The organism is Pseudomonas sp. 58 R 12, assembly GCF_900005865.1.
Classification (GTDB): Bacteria; Pseudomonadota; Gammaproteobacteria; order Pseudomonadales; family Pseudomonadaceae; genus Aquipseudomonas; species Aquipseudomonas tritici.
Genome location: NZ_CVTP01000006.1, coordinates 186,663 through 211,641, shown reverse-complemented (window position 1 = coordinate 211,641; position 24,979 = coordinate 186,663). Strand labels below are relative to the sequence as shown.

The following is a 24,979-nucleotide window of genomic DNA, read 5'->3' as shown; positions in this document are numbered from 1 at the left end:
CTTTTTCCCTGGCGGTCACACGATTTAAGAGGCGGTATCAGTGTCTACGGGTAATTTGGATTTTGAACAGTTCCGGGTCTTCCTGGAAAAGGCCTGTGGCATATTGCTCGGTGAAAACAAGCAGTATCTGGTATCCAGCCGTCTCAACAAACTGATGGAGCAGCAGGGCATCAAGTCGTTGGGTGAGCTGGTCCAGCGCATCCAGGGCCAGCCGCGCAGCGGGCTCAAGGAAATGGTGGTCGATGCCATGACCACCAACGAAACCCTGTGGTTTCGCGACACCTACCCCTTTGAAGTGCTCAAGAGCAAAGTGCTGCCGGAGGCCATCAAGGCCAGCCCGGGCCAGCGCCTGCGCATCTGGTCGGCGGCGTGCTCCTCGGGGCAGGAGCCGTACTCGATCTCGATGTCCATCGATGAGTTCGAGCGGACCAATATGGGCCAATTGAAGGCCGGTGCTCAAATCGTGGCCACCGACCTGTCCGGCACCATGCTCACCAACTGCAAGACCGGCGAGTACGACAGCCTGGCGCTGGGCCGTGGCCTGTCCCCGGAGCGCCTGCAACGTTTCTTCGACCCGAAAGGGGCGGGACGTTGGGCGATCAAAGCGCCGATCAAGAACCGTGTGGAGTTTCGCTCGTTCAACCTGCTCGACAGCTACGCCAGCCTGGGCAAGTTCGACATGGTGTTCTGCCGCAACGTGTTGATCTACTTCTCCGCTGAAGTGAAGAAGGACATCCTGCTGCGCATCCACGGCACGCTCAAGCGGGGCGGCTATTTGTTCCTCGGTGCATCCGAAGCGCTGAACGGTTTGCCGGATCATTACCAGATGGTGCAGTGCAGCCCTGGGATCATTTACCAGGCTAAATAGTACGCAAATCTAAATGTGGGAGCGGGTTTGCTCGCGAATGCGGTGGATCAGTCATAGATAAGTTGACTGACCCACCGCATTCGCGAGCAAACCCGCTCCCACTTTTTTTGCGGCAATTTCCCCAATAGCGGCAACTCTCCATTGCCGCTTTACTGGCGCCACGCGGAAACCTCTTGCCGCTTTTCTGGCATTGCCGCCGGCAACCGCCCCGCAAACCCTTGATATACGGGCCTCCGCAAGATTGGCATGCACCTTGCTATAACCCTGTTAACGAAAAGCAGGTCAGCCTAAAGGTTTCCGCCATGAGCATCAGCTTCGATAAAGCGCTCGGTATCCACGAACAAGCCCTGGGCTTCCGCGCCCAGCGTGCTGAAGTCCTGGCCAACAACATTGCCAACGCCGACACCCCGAACTACAAGGCTCGGGATCTGGACTTCTCCGCCGTGCTCGCCGCACAGCAGGACAAGACCAAAAACGGCACCTTCGCCTTGAACATGACCAACAGCCGTCATATTGAAGCGCAAGGCCTGAGCAATGGTGACGAGTCGTTGCTGTATCGCACACCGATGCAGCCGTCGATCGACCAGAACACCGTCGACGCCCAGCTTGAGCAATCGGCCTATGCCGAGAACTCGGTGAACTTTCAAGCCAGCTTCACCCTGCTTAACAGCAAATTCAAAGGGCTGATGTCAGCCCTGCGCGGAGAGTAAGCCATGTCCCTGTCCAGTGTTTTCAATATTGCCGGCAGTGGCATGAGCGCGCAGACCACGCGTTTGAACACCGTCGCCAGTAACATCGCCAACGCCGAGACCGTGTCTTCGAGCATTGACCAGACCTACCGTGCCCGTCACCCGGTGTTCGCCACCATGTTCCAGGGTGGCCAGGCTGGCGGCAGCGATTCGCTGTTCCAGGACCAGGGTAATGCCGGTTCTGGCGTGCAGGTGCTTGGTGTGGTCGAAGACCAGAGCAACCTTGAAGCCCGCTACGAACCCAACCATCCCGCCGCGAACGAAAAGGGTTATGTCTACTACCCCAACGTCAACGTGGTTGAGGAAATGGCCGACATGATTTCCGCCAGCCGTTCGTTCCAGACCAATGCGGAAATGATGAACACCGCCAAAACCATGATGCAGAAGGTCCTGACCCTGGGTCAGTGATAAGGGGCGCCAAATAATGGCCATCGTTGATACGAGTAACAACACGGCAGTCCAGGACCTTTTCAACTCCAAGGTCAAGACCGCGACCGACACCAGCAGCGTCAATAGTGCCTCCAAGGCAGCGACGGGCAGCCAGTCGCTGGGCAAGGACGCGTTCCTGCAACTGCTCGTGACCCAACTGAAAAACCAGAACCCGCTGTCGCCGCAAGACAACGGTGCGTTCGTGGCCCAGTTGGCGCAGTTCAGCAGCCTGGAAGGCATCAACACCCTGAACGACTCGGTGAACAACATCTCGAGCAACTTCAGCTCGTCGCAAGCGTTGCAGGCGTCGTCGCTGGTAGGGCGTTCGATCATCACCCAGACCGACAAGGCTCTGGTGGACACCAGCAAGAGCATGACCGGTTCGGTAGCCGTGACTGCGGCGACAGGCAACGTCGCCATCAAGATCACCGACAAAGACGGCAACGTGGTGCGCACCATTGATATGGGCGCCCAGAGTGCAGGCAACTCCGACTTTATCTGGGATGGCAAGAACGACAACGGTGAGGTCGCCCCAGCGGGCACTTACACCTTCGCGGCCACCACCAAGAATGACAAGGGCGACGCGGTTGCCTTGGCAACTTCGCTGCCGGCAACGGTAACCAGCGTGACGTTGAGCAAGACCGGCGGCGAAATGCTGCTGAACCTTGCAGGCGGCATGGGCAGCGTCAAGCTGTCGCAAATCCAGACTATCGGTACATAGAGCCGGCTAAATACGGCAGAGGGAGAGAAACATGTCTTTTAATATCGGCCTTAGCGGCCTCTATGCGGCCAACAAACAACTGGACGTGACCGGCAACAACATCGCCAACGTCGCGACCACTGGCTTCAAGTCGTCCCGTGCGGAGTTTGCGGACATCTACGCCGCCTCCAAACTGGGCACCGGCCAGAACAGCATCGGCAACGGTGTGAACCTGGCGGCAGTGTCCCAGCAGTTCACCCAGGGTGACGTCAACAACAGCGGCGGCGTGCTGGACATGGCGATCCAGGGCGGTGGCTTCTTCGTTCAGAAGGGCAGCGACGGTTCGCTGGAATACACCCGCAGCGGTGCTTTCCGTGCCGACAAAGACGGCTATGTCACCAACAATACGGGCACTTCGCGCTTGCAAGGCTACGCCGCGGACGCGGACGGCAACATCGTCAAGGGCGGCTTGACCGACCTGCAACTGAACCTGTCGTACCTGCCGCCCAAGGCTTCAACCAAGGTGGACTCCACCAGTAACCTGAACTCGTCGTCGCCGGTGATCAACCAGACCACTAAGCCGTTCGATCCTACTGACACGAGCACCTTCACCACCCAGAACAGCACCACGTTGTACGACGCCCAGGGTAACTCCCACGAAATGGTGCAGTACATGGTGAAATCGGACGCCAACGAGTGGAAGGCCTACACGTTGATCGACGGCCGTAACCTGGATGGCACTAAGCCTACAACCACCGGCGCCACCGCCCCCGTGCCAGCGACCTACACCTTTGACGGTGCCGGTAAGCTTACGGGTGTCACCGGTACCGGTGTGGTCGGCACGACCCTGACGCTCACGGGTTGGGTGCCGGGTACGGTGACCAACGGTAATTGGGCGCCAAACGACGCTACAGCGCCGGATATTGCCGTCAACCTGGGTAACGTCACCCAGTACAACTCGGCCAGCTACCGCAACCCGCCGACCACCGATGGTTACGCGACCGGCCAGATCACCGGCCTGAAAATCGACGGTAGCGGCGTATTGTTCGCCACGTTCAGCAACCAGCAGAGCAAGGCCATCGGCCAGATCTCCCTGGCCAGCTTCAACAACGAACAAGGCCTGCAGCCATCGGGCGGCACCACGTGGAGAGAGACTTTCGCCTCGGGCCAGCCGGGTTACGACACCCCGCAAGCCGGTACCTTGGGTTCGATCGTGGCCAACTCCCTGGAGAACTCCAACGTCAACCTGACCAACGAGCTGGTGGACCTGATCAAGGCCCAGAGCAACTACCAGGCGAACGCCAAGACCATCTCCACCCAGAGCACCATCATGCAGACCATCATTCAGATGACGTGATGCTGCTGGTCAGACCCTGACGAAAAAAAACCCTCTACGAGGGTTTTTTTTTGCATTCATTTTGTTTGGCGTGATTTTTCATACAGTCCGTGTCCCTAGAGACCACTCGTTTTTACCGGAACGGCCGGCACAGTTTTCCCTACCAAGTAAACCGACAGTGGCTTACGGGTGGAGAAGTCTATGCAATGGGCTCAACAGGTAGCAGGCCAAGCGGCTCGGATTTCTTTTGGCGGCGGAAGCTACACATACGGCACTGAAAACACCAAGGACAACACTGAGGGTGCCGAGAGTCTGGATGCCGACAAGGCGGTCGTTTCTAAGATCCTGAAGGCGTTGGAGGAGGCTCAGAAAACGTCCAAGAGCCAAACCGTCCAGGATTTGCGTGACAAGCTCAATGAGGTACGCAAGAAGCTCGGCGAGGAGAGATTCAAGGAGGTTATTGAGGCGTTAAAGAAAGACGCGTCTGACAGTTGGCTCGCGTTCTTGAAGGCGCTTTTTCCGGAGCTGTTTACTGATGACGGATCTCCCTCTCCACCTGAGCCCATAAACATTGGTGGGGGCGGTGGGGGCGGTGGCGGTGGCGGCCGGGTGAACAGGGAGAATTTTGGTCCTTCCGACGCCATGAGCAACAAGCCCCTCACAGAGGGGGCGAATTACCATGATTACCAGCCCGATAAAAGTGTGCGTGGGAAAAAGCCGGATAACATTTGGAGTGGTTTCTCTCAGGGCTTCGAAGGCAATTGCACGACGGTGTCTTCAATAAAAGCAGCGATGCAGCACTTTGGTCAGGACCCTAAAGACATTTTCAAAAATGTTGAGTTAAAGGGAAATACCTATGAGGTGGAGATGCGTGATGGATTCAAACTCAAACTGACCAAAGATGAGCTGAGCATGGCTGCGCGAGAAGCGCGCTTCCAGGGTGATGACCCTACGTTAATGACCAACGCCAACTTTCTATACGCCGCGAGCGCCAAGCGTGCCCAGATGGAAGGGAACAGTGGCTCACCGGGAGAAAACGACAGAGATGCCACGAGAAGCTACACAGATGCGCTGATAAGCCTGAATGATGGTGAGCATTCCCGTGAAGGCTTGCACAGGCTTGGGCTGAAAAATCACTACAGGCCGGGCTTTCAAAGTGATTTCGAGCGGGGGATGGTGGGGACTTATGAAACGGATGCGCATTCCATGGCGGTGATTGGCAATCATAAGGAGCTATGGGGCAGGCGAGGTGGAGCTCCAGGACCGGGCATTTATACAGTGCTTTTCTAACGACCAAAAAAAACGCCGGCAAACCTAATCATGCTCAGGTTTGTCGGCGTTTTTCAGTTCCGGATCATCACGATCCGTAACCGCCTCAGCTTATTGGCAAGCTTCGCAATCCGGCTCGTCAATCGCACAAGCCTTTGGCACCGGGGCCGGGCCGGCTGGCGCGGCGAGTACCGAGTCATCACCGTGGTTGCCGCCGCTGGAAACTGCGTTCAGCTTGCCGGTGTTGATGGTCGACTTCTCGGTGCTGGTCGCGGCCAGGGCACGGAGGTAGTAAGTGGTTTTCAGGCCACGGTACCACGCCATACGGTAGGTCACGTCGAGCTTCTTGCCCGAAGCGCCGGCGATGTACAGGTTCAGGGACTGTGCCTGGTCGATCCATTTCTGGCGACGGCTGGCGGCGTCAACGATCCACTTGGTGTCCACTTCGAAGGCGGTCGCGTAGAGCTCTTTGAGTTCTTGCGGGATGCGCTCGATCTGCTGCACGGAACCGTCGTAGTACTTCAGGTCGTTGATCATGACCGAGTCCCACAGGCCGCGGGCTTTCAGGTCGCGAACCAGGTACGGGTTGATCACGGTGAATTCGCCCGACAGGTTCGATTTCACATACAGGTTCTGGTAGGTCGGTTCGATCGACTGCGATACGCCAGTGATGTTGGCGATGGTGGCGGTCGGTGCGATGGCCATGATGTTGGAGTTACGAATGCCTTTCTGCACACGGGCACGTACCGGCGCCCAGTCCAGGGATTCTTCCAGGTCAACGTCGATGTACTTCTGGCCACGTTGTTCGATCAGGATCTGTTGCGAATCCAGCGGCAGGATGCCTTTGGACCACAGCGAACCCTGGAACGTCTCGTAGGCGCCGCGCTCGTCAGCCAGGTCGCAGGAAGCCTGGATCGCGTAGTAGCTGACCGCTTCCATGGACTTGTCGGCGAACTCGACCGCCGCATCCGAACCGTAAGGAATGTGCTGCAGGTACAGCGCGTCCTGGAAGCCCATGATGCCCAGGCCAACCGGGCGGTGCTTGAAGTTGGAGTTCTGCGCTTGTGGCACTGAGTAGTAGTTGATGTCGATCACGTTATCGAGCATGCGTACGGCGGTGTTGACGGTGCGTTCCAGCTTGGCGGTGTCCAGCTTGCCGTTGACGATGTGGTTCGGCAGGTTGATCGAGCCCAGGTTGCAAACGGCGATCTCGTCCTTGTTGGTGTTCAAGGTGATCTCGGTGCACAGGTTCGAGCTGTGGACCACGCCCACGTGCTGCTGCGGGCTGCGCAGGTTGCACGGGTCTTTGAAGGTCAGCCATGGGTGGCCGGTTTCAAACAGCATGGACAGCATTTTGCGCCACAGGTCTTTGGCCTGGATGGTCTTGAACAGCTTGATCTTGCCAGGGTACTGGGACAGGGCTTCGTAGTACTCGTAGCGCTCTTCGAAGGCTTTACCGGTCAGGTCGTGCAGGTCCGGCACTTCGGAGGGCGAGAACAGGGTCCACTGGCCGTCATCGAAGACACGCTTCATGAACAGGTCAGGAATCCAGTTGGCGGTGTTCATGTCGTGGGTACGACGACGGTCATCACCGGTGTTCTTGCGCAGCTCGATGAACTCTTCAATGTCCATGTGCCAGGTTTCCAGGTAGGCACACACCGCGCCTTTGCGCTTGCCGCCCTGGTTGACCGCTACGGCGGTGTCGTTCACCACTTTCAGGAACGGCACAACGCCCTGGGACTTGCCGTTGGTGCCCTTGATGTACGAACCCAAGGCACGTACTGGCGTCCAGTCGTTGCCCAGGCCACCGGCGAATTTGGACAACATGGCGTTGTCGTGGATCGCGTGGTAGATGCCCGACAGGTCATCCGGCACGGTGGTCAGGTAGCAGCTCGACAGCTGTGGACGCAGGGTGCCGGCGTTGAACAGGGTTGGGGTCGACGACATGTAATCGAAGGACGACAGCAGGTTGTAGAACTCGATGGCACGGTCTTCTTTGTGCTTCTCTTCAATCGCCAGGCCCATGGCCACGCGCATGAAGAACACTTGCGGCAGTTCGAAACGGATACCGTCCTTGTGGATGAAGTAACGGTCGTACAGGGTTTGCAGGCCCAGGTACGTGAACTGCTGGTCGCGCTCGTGGTTGATCGCCTTGCCGAGTTTTTCCAGGTCGAAAGTGGCCAGGATCGGGTTCAGCAATTCGAATTCGATACCCTTGGCGATGTACGCCGGCAGGGCCTTGGCGTACAGGTCGGCCATTTCGTGGTGGGTAGCGCTGTCGGCGACACCGAGGAAGCCCAGGCCTTCGGCACGCAGGGTGTCCATCAGCAGGCGCGCGGTCACGAACGAGTAGTTCGGCTCACGTTCAACCAGGGTACGGGCGGTCATTACCAGGGCGGTATTGACGTCGGTCAGGGCCACGCCGTCGTACAGGTTCTTCAGGGTTTCGCGCTGGATCAGGTCACCGTCGACTTCTTCCAGGCCTTCGCAGGCCTCGGTGATGATGGTGTTCAGGCGGCCCAGGTCCAGCGGTGCAAATGTACCGTCGGCCAGGGTGATGCGGATCGATGGGTGCGCTTGTACGGCGGCTTCGTCGGCCGGAGCGCGCACGGCACGTTCCTTGGCACGCGAATCACGGTAGATCACGTAGTCACGGGCAACTTTTTGCTCGCCGGCACGCATCAGGGCCAGTTCGACCTGGTCCTGGATTTCTTCGATGTGGATGGTGCCGCCCGAGGGCATGCGACGCTTGAAGGTCGCGGTGACTTGTTCGGTCAGGCGTGCAACGGTGTCGTGGATGCGCGACGAAGCGGCAGCGGTGCCGCCTTCAACTGCAAGAAACGCTTTGGTGATCGCGACGGTGATTTTGTCATCGGTGTAAGGAACGACAGTGCCGTTACGCTTGATCACGCGCAATTGGCCAGGTGCAGTGGCGGACAGATCCAGGTTCGAATCAGCGGCCTGCGGCACGGAGCCCTGCGGGTTCTCGCGAGTTGTGTCGGTTTGCATGGGGGGTTGTCTCCACATTCTATATTTATTTGGGCACCATCTCGGTGCCCACCGTTCCGTCCTGAAGCACTTACAGCAGGCCTGGGCCTGGCATAACAACTTCGGGACAGGAGGAAGGGAGCTGTTCGCGCCGCTTCCATGCCGAAGTCTTCGGTTCGGGGCTGAAAAGCCCTTGGCCGTATTCCTGGTGGGTGACAGTTGCCAGGTTCAGACACTGCAACACCCGTACCGTTTTGCGCTGTAGGCGCTTGAAAACGGCTGCCATCCGCGTACGCGGTTTGGGCGTTCAAAAAATGCGTGGGTTCAACCAAACGAGTGCAAGAAAGGGCTTGAGTTTCTTGTCTGATCTGTGTTTGGTTTTTTCGCTCAAAACCCTACATGTAGGGTTTTTTTTGCGCCGGGCTACAAGATAATGCGTTTTGGGGGGCTTAGCAACGCACTACCTGTGGATAACGTTGTGGGTAAAATGTGTATGAAACGTGGAACACCCGTGTAGGCCGCATTGCTGCTGGATTCGGCCGTTTGTCACCGGATATTCCAAGATAAAAACAACGGGTTGGATTTTTGAGGGCGCGAACCCTATCACAAAAAAACGCGATCACCGAATGGATTTCCCGGCTTGTGTTTGGGGGTTGGGGCATGGCTACAATCGGCCATTGTTATGCCCTCAAAACATGACAAACAGGGTATGGCCAACGCAGTTTCTAATAACAACGAGGACCACCCGTGGAGCAAGAAGCCTGGCAAATACTGATCGTCGAGGACGACCAGCGACTGGCCGAACTGACCCGTGAGTATCTGGAGAGCAATGGCCTGCGGGTGTCAGTGGAAGGCGATGGCGCCCAGGCGGCCGCGCGTATCATCGCCGAGCAACCGGACCTGGTGATCCTGGACCTGATGCTGCCCGGCGAGGACGGCCTGAGCATTTGCCGCAAGGTGCGCGAGCGCTATGACGGCGTGATCCTGATGCTCACCGCGCGCACCGACGACATGGACCAGGTGATGGGCCTGGACATGGGCGCCGATGACTACGTGTGCAAACCCGTGCGCCCGCGTCTGTTGCTGGCGCGCATCCAGGCCCTGCTGCGGCGCAGCGAACCGGCGGAACCGCCTGCGGTAGAGAATCAGCGCCGCCTGCAATTTGGCCCTTTGGTGGTGGACAATGCCCTGCGCGAGGCTTGGTTGAATAATGACGGTATTGAGCTGACCAGTGCTGAATTCGACCTGCTCTGGCTGCTGGTGGCGAATGCCGGTCGCATCCTGTCCCGCGAAGAAATCTTCATCGCCTTGCGCGGCATCGGCTACGACGGCCAGGACCGTTCGATTGATGTGCGCATCTCGCGCATCCGCCCGAAAATCGGCGACGACCCGATCCACCCACGCCTGATCAAGACCGTCCGCAGCAAAGGCTATTTGTTCGTCCCCGAAGCCGCCGCCGACATGCCGCTGTGAATTCGATCTTCCTGCGTATCTACGGCGGCATGTGCGCAGCGCTGATTCTGGTGGCGCTGCTCGGCGTACTGGCCCTGCACCTGCTCAACGAGGTGCGCAGCGGCCAGTACCGCGAGCGCCTGGCCCATGGCACCTTTGCCTTGATGGGCGACAACCTGCAGCCCATGAGTCCCATCGAGCGCCAACGCGCCCTGGCGGTGTGGGAGCGTTTGCTGGGTATCCCGCTGGAGTTGCGCCCCCTGGCCGATGTGCACTTGGACTTGAGCCAGCGCAACAGCCTGCAACGTGGCCAAGTGCTGGTGCAACAGACGGGTCCTCACGCCGCGCGGGTGCTGCGATTGGTCAGTGCCCAGGAACCACTCGTGCTGGAGGGGGAGGTGCAGCAGATCAGCGAGCAACTGGCGCGCGCGACGATCTACCTGCTCGCCGACGAACTGGTGCGCTTCCCGGTGGCCGAACAGCCGCAGCGCCTGGCAGACATAAAAGAAGCCAAGGGTTTTGGCTTCGACATGCACCTGATGACCCTCGACCAGGCTGATATGGACGAGGACCAGCGCCGTCGCGTATCGGAAGGCGATACGGTGATGGCCCTGGGCAAGGGCGGCGATTCGATCCGCGTGTTTGCCGGCATGGTCGGCACGCCGTGGGTGCTGGAACTCGGTCCCCTGTATCAGATGAACCCTTATCCGGCGCAGTGGCTCATCCTGATCGCCTTGATCGGCCTGACCCTGATCGGTCTGATCGTCTATCTATTGGTGCGTCAGCTTGAACGCCGCTTGCGCGGCCTGGAAGCCGCCGCCACACGCATTGCCAAGGGCAACCTGGAAGTCCGCGTGCCGGCCCGTGGCGCTGACTCGGTGGGGCGCCTCGCTGCAGCGTTCAACGGCATGGCCGAGCACTTGCAGCAGTTGCTGGCGATCCAGCGTGAACTGGTGCGCGCGGTGTCCCACGAACTGCGCACGCCGGTGGCGCGTCTGCGTTTCGGCCTGGAGATGGTCGGCGATGCCACCACCCCCGAGGCACGGCGCAAATACCTCGAAGGCATGGACAGCGACATTCAGGACCTTGATGGCCTGGTCGATGAAATGCTCACTTATGCGCGCCTGGAACAGGGCTCGCCGGAGCTGAATTTCCAGCGAGTCGACCTGAATGCGCTGCTTGATCAGGTGATCGGCGAATTATCGCCACTGCGCCCGCAGATCAACGTGGCACGGGGTATCTGCCTGTCTTCGACGCATTGGGATGACGCCTGGGTCGACGCCGAGCCGCGTTATTTGCACCGTGCCCTGCAGAACCTGGTGAGCAATGCCATGCGCCACGCCCAAGGCCACGTGTTGATCAGTTATCAGGTGGGCCAGGTGCGCTGCCGTATCGACGTGGAAGACGACGGCCCCGGCGTGCCGGAAAGCGCTTGGGAGCGCATCTTCACGCCGTTCCTGCGCCTGGACGACAGCCGCACCCGCGCCTCGGGTGGGCATGGCCTGGGCTTATCGATTGTGCGTCGGATTATCTACTGGCACGGCGGCCGGGCGTTGATCAGCAAGAGCAACAATTTGGGTGGGGCGTGCTTCAGCTTGAGTTGGCCCAGGGATCAGGACAAACCCTGATACCGCTATCGCAGCGGTGCGGCGACCCGACAAGCCAGCTCCCACATTCGATCGAGTTCCAGCTTTGGAATGCACTCCAAATGTGGGAGCTGGCTTGCCTGCGATAGCGATCTATCAAGCGCGGATGGCTACCAGACTCAACAGTTGTCCATCACTCACCGCAAACTGCCCCACCAGCTCCTTGCCATGGCACCACTCACTGGAAAGATCCGTCAGCAACCGTAGCCGCAGCTGGCCCGACTCGGACCACTCCAGCAACTCCGCATGCTCAAAATAAAAACGTTTCTGCACAATCGGATAGAGCGCCTTGAACAGGCTTTCCTTGGCCGAAAACGTCAGCGTCACCAGCAAAGCGATCTGCTCTCGCGGGAGGGCGGCCATACGCCGCATTTCATCGGCAGTCAGGATTTCCCCGGCCAGCCGTTCAGCCCGCTCCAGCGTCAGCACATTCTCCAGGTCCATCCCAAGCCCACGCCATTGCGCCGTGTGCGCGACAATCGCAGCGGCGTGCCCGGTGCTGTGGGTGATGGAGCCACTGATGTGCGCGGGCCACACCGGTGCACGGTCTTCACCGATGGCTGGCACGCAATCGAGGTGATCGAGCTGTTGCAGTGCAGCGCGGGCGCACAGCCGGCCGGCCAGGAACTCGGCCTGACGCTTGGCCACTGAACGCTGGATGCTCGCGGGGGGCGGCACGGCACTGCGCTGGAAGTCGCCTGGCGCTAATAAGGCAGGGTCAAACCGGGTGCTGAGAAACACCGTGCCCGGCAAGGGATCGGGCAGCGGCCAATGGGCGTCGAGTGGAGTGCAGCAAGCGGGTAGGGAATTCATGGGCGGTATTTTGCCGAGTTGATGGGCAACAGGATAGCCCGCTGCGGTTCAGGTGCGGTTCAGAGCCTGTTCAGGGGGAGTTCAGGGGCGCCTGCGTAGTCTGGCCTAACAGCCAAAATGCGTGGAGGTAAGCACCATGAGTGCGATCAAAAAGCTGATGTTGGCGTTAACCATGCTCAGTGCCACCGCTGGGGTCCAGGCCGCTGATGGTGCCTTTGCCGCATTCGGCAAAGAAAAGACCCGAAAAACCAGCACCTTGATTCAGCGTGTCAGCCTCGAAGACGCTGGCAGCCAACCTACGCCCTGGGGCCAGTCCCTTGGCCTTGTCACCCCGCAGCCGGCGTACCGCGCTGGCTATGAACACCTGACCGGTCAGTTCAATGGTATTAAACTGCGCCCGCAAGACCTGCAGGGCCGCTATGATATCCCTCTGTCGGACAGTTGATTTGCTTTGGAGAGCCTTATGAAATTGCTGGTGGTGGAAGATGAGGCGCTGCTGCGCCATCACCTGTTTACCCGCCTGACCGACAGCGGCCACGTGGTCGAGGCTGTGGCCAATGCCGAAGAGGCCCTCTACCAGACGGGCCAATTCAACCATGACCTGGCCATCATCGACCTGGGCCTGCCCGGCCTGGGTGGGCTGGACCTGATCCGCCAACTGCGTACCCAGGCCAAGACCTTCCCGATCCTGATTCTCACGGCTCGCGGCAACTGGCAGGACAAGGTCGAAGGGTTGGCTGCCGGCGCCGACGACTACTTGGTCAAGCCGTTCCAGTTTGAAGAGCTGGAAGCGCGGATGAACGCGTTGCTGCGTCGCTCCAGTGGTTTCACCCAGTCGACCATCGTGGCCGGGCCGTTGCTGCTGGACCTTAACCGCAAGCAAGCATCCCTCGACGAACAGCCCCTGGCACTGACCGCCTACGAATACCGGATTCTCGAATACCTGATGCGCCACCACCAGCAAGTGGTCGCCAAGGACCGTTTGATGGAGCAGCTTTACCCCGATGACGACGAGCGTGATCCCAATGTCATCGAAGTGCTGGTCGGTCGCCTACGCCGTAAGCTGGAAGGCCCGGCCGGGTTCAAGCCGATCGACACCGTGCGTGGCCTGGGCTACCTCTTCAATGAGCGCTGCCGTTGATTCGCTCGTTACGCGTGCGCTTGATGCTGGCGGCCGCCACTCTGGCCGTGCTGTTTATGCTGGGTTTGTTGCCGGCCATGCAGGGGGCGTTCAGCCTGGCGTTGCAGGACTCCATCGAGCAGCGCTTGGCGTCGGACGTCACCACCCTGATTTCCGCCGCGCGGGTCGACAATAACCGCCTGCAGATGCCGGCGCAGTTGCCGGACGAACGTTTCAACCTCACCGACAGCCGCCTGCTCGGCTATATCTACGACCGCGAGGGCCACCTGGTGTGGCGTTCGCGGGCGACCAAGGAAGAGAACATCAACTACAAACCGCGCTACGACGGGCGCGGTAATGAATTTGCGCGAATTCGTGAGGCCAATGGTCAGGAATTCTTTGTGTATGACGTCGAGGTCAGGCTGCTGGGCGGCAAGAGCGCGGCGTTTAGTATCGTCGCCCTGCAACCGGTGCGTGAATACCAACTGACCCTCGAAGGCCTGCGCGAAAACCTCTACCTGGGCTTTGGTGCGGCGTTGCTGGTGTTGCTGACCTTGCTCTGGCTGGGCCTGACCTGGGGCTTGCAAGCCTTGCGGCGGCTTAGCCAGGAACTCGACCAGATCGAAGGCGGCACCCGAGAAAGCCTTAGTGAACAACACCCCCGCGAATTGCTGCGCCTCACCGGCTCCCTCAACCGTTTGCTGCACAGCGAACGTGAGCAACGTGCGCGCTACCGCGACTCCCTTGACGATTTGGCCCACAGCCTGAAAACCCCGCTGGCGGTGTTGCAGGGCGTGAGCGAAGACATGGCCCAGCGCCCGGAAGATCGCGACCAGGCCTGGGTTTTGCAGTCACAGATTGAGCGCATGAGCCAGCAGATCAGTTACCAGTTGCAACGCGCCAGCCTGCGCAAAAGCGGCCTGGTGCGCCACCAGGTACGCCTGGCGCCGGTGCTGCAAAGCCTGTGCGACACACTGGACAAGGTCTACCGCGACAAACGCGTCACCGTCTCCTTTGAACTGCCGGATGAATGCGACGTGCCCATGGAAAAGGGCGCCTTACTGGAATTGCTCGGCAACCTGCTGGAAAACGCTTACCGCCTGTGTTTGAGCGAAGTGCGCATCAGCCTGGTGGAAAGCCTGGAGGGCAGTGAGCTGTGCATCGAGGATGACGGGCCGGGTGTGCCGGCGGACCAGCGTGCGCGGATTTTGCAACGGGGTGAACGGCTGGATCGCCAGCATCCCGGGCAGGGGATTGGGTTGGCGGTGGTCAAGGATATTATTGAAAGCTACGGCGCACGGTTGACCCTGGGGTATTCACCGTTGGGTGGCGCGGCATTCAAGATTCATTTTCCGGCCTTGTGATCTCTATTGACTCCACTGGCCTCATCGCAGGCAAGCCAGTTCCCATGGTGGATTGGGTTCACAAATCACTATGTGTTAACCCAATCCACTGTGGGAGCCGGGCTTGCCCGCGATGAGGCCCGCACAAGCAACACAGCTCTAACTTTCTTGCGCGCGATACGCCCCTGGCGTCAGCCCCGTCCACTTCTTGAACGCCCGATGAAACGCCGACGGCTCGGAAAACCCCAACTGCTCGGCAATCTCCTGCAATGACAAATCCGCTCGGCCCAAATGATAAATGGCGATGTCCCGCCGCAGCTCATCCTTGAGAGCCTGAAAACTGGTGCCTTCTTCGCGTAAATGCCTGCGCAGGGTCTGCGGGCTGATGTGCAGGTGCTGGGCGACGGCTTCCAAGTCCGGCCAGGGCGTGCGGTCGCGGCTGAGCAAGCGGCGTAGCTGACTGCTCAAGCTATCGCCTTCATCTGGCCGAGAGAGCAAGTCGGCGGGTGAGCGCTCCAAAAAGTGCTTGAGTGTGCGCTCATCCTGCAGCAGCGGCAGGTTCAGGTAGCGCGCGGGAAACACCAGGCTACTGTTCGGCGCACCGAATACCTGGGCACAGGGAAACAGCAGGTCATATTCGCCGGCGTGAGCCGGCATCGGATAACTGAAGGTGGCCTGGTGCAGCCGAATCCGTTGGCCGATCAGCCAGCTGCCCAGGCGATGCCAGATCACCAGCAGGCATTCGCAGAGGAAGTGATCCGGGTCCCACAACTGCGAGTCGTCCAGACTCAAGCGGGCCATTTCGCCTTCACGTGTCAGCTGCCAGCGCGGGCCTTGTGGGAATAGGCTATAAAATAATAAGCCGCGTTCCAGGGCTTTCTCCAAGGTGCGGCAGTGGATCAGCGCGTGGCACATCATCGCGAAGGTGCCGCGTTTGCTTGGGCCGTCGGCGAACCCAAGATATTCATCGTCAAGCGCCAGCCAGAGCATTTGCAGCAACCGGGCGAATTGCTCCGGCGCGATACGGGCGCGGGGTTCGGTGAGCAGCTCCGGCGTGATGCCCACCTGGTCCAGCAGCCCCGAATAGTCGTAACCGTCCCGACGCGCCCCGCCGAGAGCAGCGCGGGCGAAATGACTGGCGATGGTACGTTCACGCATGCGAAGGCCTCGTCCATGGAGTCGCGGATGGTAGCCAGCGCTGGAGAGGGTCACAAGGCGGATATCCGCCAAATTGTAGGACGGGATTGGGTGAGGGGGCGGAAATCCGCCACTTGCTTATGCGCTTGGGAGGATGCCAGGAAGTCCCAAGCCCTGATGCCTAAAGGCCTTTGCGGATTTTAAGAGAAGTGGCACGGCGTTTGCGATAAGGACTACAGCGCAGGCTTGTTTCTACAGGGCTCGCAAACAACAAATCCCTCCAGTGCAGGAGGGTTCGCAATTCAAGTGTCGTGGGCAATGGCGGATATTTGCCACACGGGACGATTGAGGAACTTTGCAATGACGACTCGTCAGCCAATCTACAAATCCCTGTACTTCCAGGTGATCGTCGCAATCGTTATCGGTATTTTGCTCGGTCACTTCTACCCGCAGACCGGCGTGGCCCTCAAGCCACTGGGTGACGGGTTCATCAAACTGATCAAAATGGTCATCGCCCCGATCATCTTCTGCACCGTTGTCAGCGGCATCGCTGGCATGCAAAGCATGAAATCGGTGGGCAAAACCGGCGGCTACGCGCTGCTGTACTTCGAAATCGTTTCTACCGTCGCGCTGCTGATCGGCCTGATCGTGGTCAACGTTGTGCAACCGGGCGCCGGCATGCACATCGACGTAGCGACCCTGGACGCTTCCAAAGTCGCGGCCTACGTCACTGCCGGTAAAGACCAGAGCATCGTTGGCTTTATCCTCAACGTCATCCCGAACACCATCGTCGGCGCCTTCGCCAACGGCGACATCCTGCAAGTGCTGATGTTCTCGGTGATCTTCGGTTTCGCCCTGCATCGCCTGGGTGCCTACGGCAAGCCAGTGCTGGACTTCATCGATCGCTTCGCCCACGTGATGTTCAACATCATCAACATGATCATGAAGCTCGCGCCAATCGGTGCCCTGGGCGCCATGGCGTTCACCATCGGTGCCTACGGCGTAGGTTCCCTGGTGCAACTGGGTCAGTTGATGATCTGCTTCTACATCACCTGCCTGCTGTTCGTGCTGGTGGTGCTGGGTGGCATCTGCCGCGCTCACGGCTTCAGCGTGATCAAACTGATCCGCTACATCCGTGAAGAGTTGCTGATCGTACTGGGTACTTCGTCTTCCGAATCCGCACTGCCACGCATGCTGATCAAGATGGAGCGTCTGGGCGCGAAGAAATCCGTAGTCGGCCTGGTGATCCCGACGGGCTACTCGTTCAACCTCGACGGTACGTCGATCTACCTGACCATGGCTGCCGTGTTCATCGCCCAGGCGACTGACACCCACATGGACATCACCCACCAGATCACCCTGTTGCTGGTGCTGCTGCTGTCTTCCAAAGGCGCTGCTGGCGTGACTGGTTCGGGCTTTATCGTCCTGGCTGCGACCCTGTCGGCTGTAGGCCACCTGCCTGTTGCAGGCCTGGCGCTGATCCTGGGTATCGACCGCTTCATGTCCGAAGCCCGCGCGCTGACCAACCTGGTGGGTAACGCTGTTGCAACCATCGTTGTGGCCAAGTGGGTCAAGGAACTGGACACCGACAAGCTGCAAAGCGAGCTGGCGTCCGGCGGTACCGGTATCTCGGAAACGCGCGAGCTGGATGACCTGGGCGTGGCCGAAGGCCCTGCACCTGTCGTCAAGTAAACTGCTGATGGCGTGAACTAACGCCGACCGCAACGCACAAACGCCCCGACTGGTTCGGGGCGTTTGCGTTTCTGGCGCGTCACTTTGGTGGCTTTTGTTTTACAGTAAGTGAATGGTTTTTTACGCTTGCAGGAGGTTTTGTGGACAGTGTGGATCTGAATGTCCTGCGCAGCGTGCTGGAATGGCGTCGCGCCGGGCAGCGAGTGGTGTTGTACAGCGTGGTCCAGACCTGGGGCAGCGCGCCGCGCCCGCCGGGCGCCATGCTGGCGCTGCGCGGCGATGGCGTGGTGATCGGCTCGGTGTCTGGCGGCTGCATCGAGGATGACTTGATTGCACGCCTGAAGGATGGCCGACTGCCTGAAGACGGGCCGCCGGTGCAGTTGGTGACCTACGGCGTCACCCGCGACGAGGCGGCGCGTTTTGGCCTGCCATGTGGTGGCACCTTGCGCCTGACTGAAGAGCGCGTGGACGCGTGGGAATGGGTGTCGGAACTGCTGGAGCGTTGTGAAGATCATCAGATCGTCGCACGTGAGCTGGACTTGACCACCGGTAACGTTACCTTGAGCAGCGCGAGCAAGACCGATGGGGTGACCTTCGACGGCGAACGCCTGCGGGCTATCTATGGCCCGCGCTGGCGTTTGCTGTTGATCGGCGCCGGGCAGTTGTCGCGTTATGTAGCGGAAATGGCGCGGTTGCTGGATTTCGAAGTGCTGATCTGCGACCCGCGCGACGAGTTCGTCTACGGCTGGGAAGAACAGCACGGCCGCTTCGTACCGGGCATGCCCGATGAAGCGGTGCTGAATATCCAGACCGATGAGCGCACGGCCATCGTCTGCCTCACCCATGATCCGCGCCTGGATGATATGGCACTGCTTACGGCACTGAATTCCTCGGCGTTCTACATCGGCGCCCTGGGTTCGCGGGTCAACACTCAGAAACGCCGGGAAAACCTCGCGGCGCTGGGGTTGTCGGCGCAAGCGATTGCGCGCCTGCACGGGCCGATCGGGTTGCACATCGGCAGCCATACGCCGGCGGAAATCGCGCTGTCGTTAATGGCGGAAATTGTTGCGATCAAGAACGGTGTGGCGCCCATGCAGAAAAAGCCGCTGCCGGTGGTAGCTGAGTGACGCTGACGGCGATTGTGCTCGCGGCGGGGCAGGGCAGTCGCTTTCGTGCCGAGGCGGGGGCTGACCAGGATAAGCTGTTGGCTGATTGCGTCGGCCTGGATGGCGTGACTCGGCCAGTGATCGAGCAGGTGCTGGTGAATTTACCGAAGCGCGTTGTAAAGCGCTGGCTGGTGACCTCGCCGGAGCGAACGCAGGTGATCCGTTTGGCTGAGGCGTATGGCTGCGACGTCCTGCTGCTACGCTCGGCGGGGATGGGCGACAGTCTTGCCGCGGCGGTGGTGGCCAGCGGTCCGGCGGACGGCTGGCTGGTGCTGCTGGGGGACATGCCGTTTATTCAGTCATCGAGCATTGAGCAAGTAATCGATGGGTTGGAGGCGGGTGGCATCAGCGTGCCGCTGCAGGATGGGCAGTATGGGCATCCTGTGGCGTTTGACCGGGCATCTGGGCCGGGGTTGATGGCATTGACCGGTGACCGTGGGGCCAAACCGTTGTTTGCGCAGGCGGTGGTGAGGGAAGTGCAGCTGAATGACCCCGGCGTGTTATGGGATGTCGATTTGCCGCAGTCCCTGAATTTCACCCCGGTCTAAGTGTGGGAGCTGGCTTGCCTGCGATAGCGGTCTGTCAGCCAAAACACCTGTGACTGATACACCGCTATCGCAGGCAAGCCAGCTCCCACCTTTGCTTGCATTTCAAATCGATGAATCAGTGTTTTCGTCGCCATTAAAAAGCCCCGCCTGATCACTCAGGCGGGGCTTTTTAGTCGCTGCTGGAATCAGACGAGGGGTTTAGGCTCGTGCTCTGCTTCCCGTGCAGCAGCGGCGGCTGCTTCCGCTTCCTTGCGACGACGACGCACTTCACGTGGGTCGTTCGGTGCTCGGCCGTTTTCGGTCAGCGCGCTGGCCGGTGCGGCTTCAACCACTGGAGCGGCAACTTCGGCAATCACCGGCGCTTCAACGACTGGCGCAGGTTCAACGACCGGAGCGGGCTCAACCACTGGGGCAGGCTCGGCAACCACGACTTCAGCAACCGGTGCTGGCGCTTCTTCTACCACGGGGGCAGGGGCTGGCGCTTCAACCGAAGCGGCAGGCTCGGCAGTCCATTGGAAGGCGGTCTGTTCCTCACGAACTTCGCGTACTTCCGGCGCTGCTTCGACAACCGGTGCTTCAACAAACGCTTCGACCACTGGCTGAGGTTCAACCACAGGTGCGGGCTCAACAGCGGCCACTTCAACTTCTGGCTGAGCTTCAGGCGCCTGCGCCACTTCCACTTCCGGTACAACCGGCGCTTCGATTGGGGTGGTCGCTTCGACAACTGGTGCCTCTACGACTGGCGCTTCAGCAGCAGGCGCTTCAACAACCGGCGCTTCAACCACTGGGGTCTCGGCAACAGGTGCTTCCACAGCGGCGGTTTCTTCGATGGCGGCGGTGGCGCGTTCAGCCTGCTCGTGGGCCTGGGCTTCAGCAGGTGCGCTGATAACCGAGCTGGCAACGGCAGCCGTAACGGCCAGGCCGGCAGCCAGTTCTTCGCCAGTTGGCTCGCTGGTAGCGGCTTCTGCGTTTTCGCCGGCTTCTTCCGAGCCTTCGATCACGTTGCCGTTGGCGTCACGTTGACGCTCACGACGGTTGCTGCGACGACGCTGGCCGCGGGAGCGGCGGCGTGGACGATCGCCTTCGGCGCCTTCCTGACCGTCTTCCTGCAGTTGCTCTTCGCTGGTCAGCACTTCCTCTTCTTCGCTGGCGGCAGCCGCTTGCTCGGCGCGTGGTTGACGCTCTTCACGCGGAGCGCGCGGTTGGCGTTCTTCACGTGGCGCACGCTCTTCGCGCGGTTGGCGAGCCGGGCGTTCTTCTGCAACGACAGCGGCACCGGCAACGGCTGGCGCAGCGTCCAGTGGCTCGCGCAATTCACGCACACGCTCTTCACGCTCGCCACGAGGCTTGCGATCTTCACGCGGGGCACGTGGGGCACGTGGCGCGCGCTCTTCACGCGGTGCGCGTTCTACCACTGGGGTTTCTTCACGGGCTTCGCGAGGTGCGCGCTCTTCACGTGGGGCGCGTTCTTCACGCGGCGCACGTTCTTCGCGCGGCTTGCGCTCTTCGTCACGGCGACCGTTGCGGTTACGGCTTTGTTGGCGACCGTTGCGACGCTCTTCGTTGCGTGCAGGACGCTCGGAAGCCGGTTTTTCAACCACAACCGGAGCGGCTGGCTCTTCTTTGGTGGCGAACAGGCTGACCAGCGATTTCACCAGGCCTTTGAACAGGCTTGGCTCAGGCATAACGGCCGGAGCGGCAACAGGCGCTGCTGCTTCAACGGGTACCGGTGCGTTGGCACGGGCAGGGGCCGTCTTGACCGCAGCTTCCTGGCGAACCAGGGTACGGGTCGCAGCGGCTGGCTGGACTTCTTCCACTTCGGCAGCGGCAGCGGCGATTTCATAGCTGGACTGGCCGCTGTGGGCTTCCGGGCTGTCATCACGCAGGCGCTGCACTTCGAAGTGCGGCGTTTCGAGGTGATCGTTCGGCAGGATGACGATACGGGCACGGGTGCGCAGTTCGATCTTGGTGATCGAGTTGCGTTTTTCGTTGAGCAGGAAAGCTGCAACCGGAATCGGCACTTGTGCGCGGACTTCGGCGGTGCGGTCTTTCAGGGCTTCTTCTTCGATCAGGCGCAGGATCGCCAGGGACAGCGATTCAACGTCACGGATGATACCGGTGCCGTTGCAACGCGGGCAGACGATGCCGCTGCTTTCGCCCAGGGATGGACGCAGGCGCTGACGAGACATTTCCAGCAGGCCGAAGCGCGAGATGCGGCCGACTTGCACGCGGGCACGGTCAGCTTCCAGGCATTCGCGGACTTTCTCTTCCACGGCGCGCTGGTTCTTGGCTGGGGTCATGTCGATGAAGTCGATCACGATCAGGCCGCCGATATCACGCAGGCGCAGTTGGCGGGCGATTTCTTCTGCCGCTTCCAGGTTGGTCTGCAGCGCGGTTTCTTCGATGTCGCTGCCTTTGGTCGCACGCGCCGAGTTGATGTCGATGGACACCAGGGCTTCGGTCGGGTCGATCACAATGGAGCCGCCGGAAGGCAGTTCGACCACGCGCTGGAAGGCGGTCTCGATCTGGCTTTCGATCTGGAAACGGTTGAACAGCGGAACGCTGTCTTCGTAGAGCTTGATCTTGCTGGCGTACTGCGGCATCACCTGGCGGATGAAGGTCAGGGCTTCGTCCTGGGCTTCAACGCTGTCGATCAGCACTTCGCCGATGTCCTGGCGCAGGTAATCACGGATGGCGCGGATGATCACGTTGCTTTCCTGATAGATCAGGAACGGCGCGGAACGATCCAGGGACGCTTCTTTGATGGCGGTCCACAATTGCAGCAGGTAGTCGAGGTCCCACTGCATTTCTTCGCTGCTGCGGCCCAGGCCGGCAGTGCGAACGATCAGGCCCATGTCGGCGGGTGCGATCAGGCCGTTCAGCGCTTCACGCAGTTCGTTGCGCTCTTCGCCTTCGATGCGACGGGAAATGCCGCCGGCACGTGGGTTGTTCGGCATCAGCACCAGGTAACGACCGGCCAGGCTGATGAAGGTGGTCAGGGCGGCGCCCTTGTTGCCACGTTCTTCTTTTTCGACCTGGACGATGACTTCCTGGCCTTCGCTCAGGACGTCCTTGATGTTCACGCGGCCTTCAGGGGCTTTCTTGAAGTATTCGCGGGAGATTTCTTTGAGGGGCAGGAAGCCGTGGCGCTCGGAGCCGAAATCGACAAAGGCAGCCTCAAGGCTTGGTTCGATGCGAGTAATCCGGCCTTTATAGATGTTGGCCTTCTTTTGCTCGCGTGCACCGGATTCGATGTCCAGGTCGTAGAGGCGTTGGCCATCTACCAGTGCAACACGCAACTCTTCGGGTTGAGTTGCGTTAATCAGCATTCTTTTCATGTTGTACCGTCGGTTTCCGGGCTGCCGGAAACGGCGTTCGGCACACACGACTTCTCACGGTCGGTGTCAGGTGCGTCAAGAGTGGTTGGCCACTCCAGTGTCCAGCAATAACAGGCCAATTGGGCCGTATCGCGACGGACGCGTCCTGCTTGTTAGCGGTGGTGACAAAGGCACCACTTCAACAAAAGCTAAGGTCAGGAGGAGGAATCAACCGACGACTGTGGACGAGATGAAGCGTCTAAATATAAGCCTAGTGCTACACGGTCCGACGGTTGTGCATCTCCACCCTACACGTATCCCTGATAATTCGGGTGCTGCCGCGCGCAGAATCCGCAGCGGGTTGGCATTTACCGTGTTCTCCAATGGGGAGTCCACGCTCATGGCTAAACAAGACTGAATGTGGGCGACTGCGCTCTCACTCAGCTCTTAACAGGCGTTGTTTCCGAAGCATTCACCATGGTCTGGCTCAGAACTGACTGCACTTTGTGAACTGGCCGTAAATATCGGCGCAAAACGCGAGTATTCACTCTGCGCATCGCACTCGCTTCAGGCCTCATGTCACCTGCGCTCGTTACAATCTTGAGCCTTCCAAGGTGGCGAACACCCCGTAGGACGGCCTCGCGTCCTGATGAATTGCGATGGTCAGGGCCGGCAGTTTGCCGCTAGTCCTCTGTCCAGGCCGCTTTTGGCGGCGTTCGCGACTATAGCAGCAATGATTAAGTGCTTCAATTCCATAAAAATTGTTATCATCGCCGCCATGACGAATACCGCCCCCCAGACCCCCAGCGTCCAGCTGCTTGAGGTCTCGCCGGAATATGCCGGCCAACGCATCGACAATTTTCTCCTGGCCAGGCTCAAAGGCGTGCCCAAGACCTTGATTTACCGCATCTTGCGTAAAGGTGAAGTGCGGGTGAACAAGGGTCGGATCAAGCCCGAGTACAAGTTGCAGGCGGGCGATATCGTCCGTGTGCCGCCGGTTCGCGTGCCCGAGCGTGATGAGCCCGTGCCATTGGCGCAGGGTCTGTTGCAGCGCCTCGAGGCGTCGATTGTCTTTGAAGACAACAAGCTGATCGTGATCAACAAGCCCTGCGGCATTGCGGTTCACGGCGGCAGCGGCCTGACGTTTGGCGTGATCGAAGCCTTTCGTCAGTTGCGTCCGGACGCCAAGGAGTTGGAGCTGGTCCATCGCCTGGACCGAGACACCTCCGGCCTGCTGATGATCGCCAAGAAACGCAGCATGTTGCGTCACCTGCACACCGCCTTGCGTGGCGATGGTGTGGACAAGCGCTACATGGCGCTGGTGCGCGGCAACTGGGCCAGTTCCATCAAGAGCGTTCGCGCGCCGTTGCAGAAGAGCAACCTGCGTTCCGGCGAGCGCATGGTGGAAGTGGACGAGGAGGGCAAGGAAGCCCTGACTTTGTTCAAGGTGCTGCGCCGTTTCGGCGACTTTGCCACCCTGGTCGAGGCCAAGCCGGTGACCGGTCGTACCCACCAGATTCGTGTGCACACGCTGCATGCGGGCCACTGCATCGCTGGCGATACCAAATACGGCGACGAGGACTTCTCCAAGGAGATCCGCGACCTGGGCGGCAAACGTCTGTTCCTGCACGCCTACATGCTTACCGTGCCGTTGCCGGATGGTGGCGAGTTGAAGCTGCAAGCGCCGGTCGATGAGATGTGGGCCAAGACCGTGGAGCGCTTGAGTGTCGCGCCGTGATTACAAGCTGCTGATATTTGATTGGGACGGCACCCTGGCCAATTCCATTGGCCGGATCGTCGAATCGATGCACATGGCGTCAACGCGTTCGGGTTTCGAGCTGTGCAGCGACTTCGCGGTCAAGGGCATTATCGGCCTGGGCTTGCCTGAGGCGATCCGCACCTTGTACCCCCACATTAGCCAAGCCGAATTGGTCGCGTTTCGCGAGCACTACGCCGATCACTACACGGCGCTGGAGGCGGAGCCTTCGCCGCTGTTTGAGGGCGTGGCGCAGTCCCTGCAGGCCTTTCGCGCCGAGGGCTACCACTTGGCGGTCGCCACCGGCAAGTCTCGTCGCGGGCTGGATCGAGTGCTCAAGGCCCACGGTTGGGATGATTATTTCGATATCACCCGTGCTGCCGATGAAACCGCCAGCAAACCTCATCCTCTGATGCTGGAGCAGATCCTGGCGCATTGCGGCGTGTCGCCACGCCAGGCCTTGATGGTGGGGGATGCCTCTTTCGATCTGATGATGGCGCGCAATGCAGGCATGGACAGTGTGGCGGTCAGCTACGGCGCCCAGGCTGCCGAGGCTTTGCAGCAGTACGAGCCGCGACTGACGATTGATCATTTTTCCGAATTGCAGGCTTGGCTAAACCGGGCCCGATGAGTCTTTGCTGGGGTTAATG

Annotated in this window: 20 protein-coding genes; 16 read left to right on the top strand and 4 right to left on the bottom strand. The window is 60.0% G+C overall.

The genetic code is table 11. The annotated features are described in order from the left end of the window. The first annotated feature begins 40 nt into the window (after positions 1-40). The 6 genes from cheR to BFP95_RS03210 all read left to right on the top strand — a co-directional run bounded on the left by cheR (position 41) and on the right by BFP95_RS03210 (position 5,372). A complete protein-coding gene (gene cheR / locus BFP95_RS03235) occupies positions 41-868 on the top strand; it encodes a protein-glutamate O-methyltransferase CheR (RefSeq protein WP_065873988.1) in 828 nt (275 codons plus the stop codon). Between the two features lie 302 nt (positions 869-1,170). After that, on the top strand, positions 1,171-1,578 hold the full coding sequence (gene flgB / locus BFP95_RS03230) for a flagellar basal body rod protein FlgB (protein ID WP_010208346.1): 408 nt from the start codon (positions 1,171-1,173) through the stop codon (positions 1,576-1,578). A 3-nt stretch (positions 1,579-1,581) separates the two neighbouring features. Then, positions 1,582-2,025, top strand: a complete 444-nt coding sequence (gene flgC, locus BFP95_RS03225; protein ID WP_065873987.1) for a flagellar basal body rod protein FlgC — start codon at positions 1,582-1,584, stop codon at positions 2,023-2,025. Positions 2,026-2,041: 16 nt separating this feature from the next. After that, positions 2,042-2,767, top strand: a complete 726-nt coding sequence (gene flgD / locus BFP95_RS03220) for a flagellar hook assembly protein FlgD (RefSeq protein ID WP_065873986.1) — start codon at positions 2,042-2,044, stop codon at positions 2,765-2,767. Positions 2,768-2,798: 31 nt separating this feature from the next. Next, entirely contained in the window at positions 2,799-4,103 is a 1,305-nt protein-coding gene (gene flgE, locus BFP95_RS03215; RefSeq protein WP_065873985.1) for a flagellar hook protein FlgE, read from the top strand. A 180-nt stretch (positions 4,104-4,283) separates the two neighbouring features. After that, positions 4,284-5,372, top strand: a complete 1,089-nt coding sequence (locus BFP95_RS03210) for a hypothetical protein (protein ID WP_065909257.1) — start codon at positions 4,284-4,286, stop codon at positions 5,370-5,372. Positions 5,373-5,462: 90 nt separating this feature from the next. Here the strand turns inward: BFP95_RS03210 and BFP95_RS03205 are convergent, their stop codons facing one another. Further along, positions 5,463-8,360 carry a ribonucleoside-diphosphate reductase subunit alpha gene (locus tag BFP95_RS03205; protein ID WP_065873983.1) on the bottom strand — a complete coding sequence of 966 codons (2,898 nt, stop codon included), beginning with the start codon at positions 8,358-8,360 and terminating at the stop codon, positions 5,463-5,465. Between the two features lie 726 nt (positions 8,361-9,086). Here BFP95_RS03205 and BFP95_RS03200 point away from each other — a divergent pair. Together BFP95_RS03200 and BFP95_RS03195 are read left to right on the top strand one after the other, a co-directional pair. After that, positions 9,087-9,812: a response regulator gene (locus BFP95_RS03200; protein WP_065873982.1), complete on the top strand. Its 726-nt coding sequence runs from the start codon at positions 9,087-9,089 to the stop codon at positions 9,810-9,812. Then, a complete protein-coding gene (locus BFP95_RS03195) occupies positions 9,809-11,419 on the top strand; it encodes an ATP-binding protein (RefSeq protein ID WP_065881337.1) in 1,611 nt (536 codons plus the stop codon). The genes BFP95_RS03200 and BFP95_RS03195 overlap by 4 nt, the downstream gene beginning before the upstream one ends. 114 nt (positions 11,420-11,533) lie before the next feature. On the opposite strand, the gene BFP95_RS03190 is transcribed toward BFP95_RS03195, so the two are convergent. Beyond that, entirely contained in the window at positions 11,534-12,250 is a 717-nt protein-coding gene (locus BFP95_RS03190; RefSeq protein ID WP_065873980.1) for a 4'-phosphopantetheinyl transferase family protein, read from the bottom strand. 136 nt (positions 12,251-12,386) lie between these two features. Between BFP95_RS03190 and BFP95_RS03185 the strand changes: the two genes are divergently transcribed. Genes BFP95_RS03185 through BFP95_RS03175 form a run of 3 tightly spaced genes read left to right on the top strand, consistent with a single transcriptional unit; the run spans position 12,387 to position 14,734 of the window. Beyond that, positions 12,387-12,695, top strand: a complete 309-nt coding sequence (locus BFP95_RS03185) for a hypothetical protein (protein ID WP_065873979.1) — start codon at positions 12,387-12,389, stop codon at positions 12,693-12,695. An 18-nt stretch (positions 12,696-12,713) separates the two neighbouring features. Next, complete coding sequence (locus tag BFP95_RS03180) at positions 12,714-13,391, top strand: response regulator (protein WP_049711914.1); 678 nt, start codon at positions 12,714-12,716, stop codon at positions 13,389-13,391. Beyond that, on the top strand, positions 13,388-14,734 hold the full coding sequence (locus BFP95_RS03175; RefSeq protein WP_065909255.1) for an ATP-binding protein: 1,347 nt from the start codon (positions 13,388-13,390) through the stop codon (positions 14,732-14,734). The genes BFP95_RS03180 and BFP95_RS03175 overlap by 4 nt, the downstream gene beginning before the upstream one ends. Before the next feature lie 138 nt (positions 14,735-14,872). Here the strand turns inward: BFP95_RS03175 and BFP95_RS03170 are convergent, their stop codons facing one another. Further along, complete coding sequence (locus BFP95_RS03170) at positions 14,873-15,871, bottom strand: AraC family transcriptional regulator (RefSeq protein WP_065909253.1); 999 nt, start codon at positions 15,869-15,871, stop codon at positions 14,873-14,875. A 339-nt stretch (positions 15,872-16,210) separates the two neighbouring features. On the opposite strand from BFP95_RS03170, the gene BFP95_RS03165 reads away from it, so the two are divergent. From BFP95_RS03165 to BFP95_RS03155, 3 genes are all read left to right on the top strand, one after another. Further along, positions 16,211-17,542: a dicarboxylate/amino acid:cation symporter gene (locus BFP95_RS03165; RefSeq protein ID WP_065873976.1), complete on the top strand. Its 1,332-nt coding sequence runs from the start codon at positions 16,211-16,213 to the stop codon at positions 17,540-17,542. A 140-nt stretch (positions 17,543-17,682) separates the two neighbouring features. Further along, positions 17,683-18,669: an XdhC family protein gene (locus BFP95_RS03160; RefSeq protein WP_065873975.1), complete on the top strand. Its 987-nt coding sequence runs from the start codon at positions 17,683-17,685 to the stop codon at positions 18,667-18,669. Next, on the top strand, positions 18,666-19,256 hold the full coding sequence (locus BFP95_RS03155) for a nucleotidyltransferase family protein (RefSeq protein ID WP_065873974.1): 591 nt from the start codon (positions 18,666-18,668) through the stop codon (positions 19,254-19,256). Before BFP95_RS03160 ends, BFP95_RS03155 begins: the two co-directional genes overlap by 4 nt. A 185-nt stretch (positions 19,257-19,441) precedes the next feature. Here BFP95_RS03155 and rne read toward each other — a convergent pair whose 3' ends face one another. Next, a complete protein-coding gene (rne, locus tag BFP95_RS03150) occupies positions 19,442-22,585 on the bottom strand; it encodes a ribonuclease E (RefSeq protein WP_218187116.1) in 3,144 nt (1,047 codons plus the stop codon). Between the two features lie 766 nt (positions 22,586-23,351). Between rne and rluC the strand changes: the two genes are divergently transcribed. Beyond that, entirely contained in the window at positions 23,352-24,311 is a 960-nt protein-coding gene (gene rluC, locus BFP95_RS03145; protein WP_065874021.1) for a 23S rRNA pseudouridine(955/2504/2580) synthase RluC, read from the top strand. Beyond that, complete coding sequence (locus BFP95_RS03140) at positions 24,298-24,960, top strand: HAD-IA family hydrolase (RefSeq protein WP_065873972.1); 663 nt, start codon at positions 24,298-24,300, stop codon at positions 24,958-24,960. Before rluC ends, BFP95_RS03140 begins: the two co-directional genes overlap by 14 nt. Positions 24,961-24,979 lie beyond the last annotated feature (19 nt).

Coding starts and splice junctions, on each gene's coding strand:
- BFP95_RS03165 (WP_065873976.1), top strand. CDS start 16,211: ATGACGACTCGTCAGCCAATCTACAAATCCCTGTACTTCCAGGTGATC.
- BFP95_RS03190 (WP_065873980.1), bottom strand. CDS start 12,250: ATGAATTCCCTACCCGCTTGCTGCACTCCACTCGACGCCCATTGGCCG.
- flgE (WP_065873985.1), top strand. CDS start 2,799: ATGTCTTTTAATATCGGCCTTAGCGGCCTCTATGCGGCCAACAAACAA.
- BFP95_RS03210 (WP_065909257.1), top strand. CDS start 4,284: ATGCAATGGGCTCAACAGGTAGCAGGCCAAGCGGCTCGGATTTCTTTT.
- BFP95_RS03205 (WP_065873983.1), bottom strand. CDS start 8,360: ATGCAAACCGACACAACTCGCGAGAACCCGCAGGGCTCCGTGCCGCAG.
- BFP95_RS03180 (WP_049711914.1), top strand. CDS start 12,714: ATGAAATTGCTGGTGGTGGAAGATGAGGCGCTGCTGCGCCATCACCTG.
- BFP95_RS03170 (WP_065909253.1), bottom strand. CDS start 15,871: ATGCGTGAACGTACCATCGCCAGTCATTTCGCCCGCGCTGCTCTCGGC.
- flgC (WP_065873987.1), top strand. CDS start 1,582: ATGTCCCTGTCCAGTGTTTTCAATATTGCCGGCAGTGGCATGAGCGCG.
- flgB (WP_010208346.1), top strand. CDS start 1,171: ATGAGCATCAGCTTCGATAAAGCGCTCGGTATCCACGAACAAGCCCTG.
- flgD (WP_065873986.1), top strand. CDS start 2,042: ATGGCCATCGTTGATACGAGTAACAACACGGCAGTCCAGGACCTTTTC.
- rluC (WP_065874021.1), top strand. CDS start 23,352: ATGACGAATACCGCCCCCCAGACCCCCAGCGTCCAGCTGCTTGAGGTC.
- BFP95_RS03185 (WP_065873979.1), top strand. CDS start 12,387: ATGAGTGCGATCAAAAAGCTGATGTTGGCGTTAACCATGCTCAGTGCC.
- rne (WP_218187116.1), bottom strand. CDS start 22,585: ATGCTGATTAACGCAACTCAACCCGAAGAGTTGCGTGTTGCACTGGTA.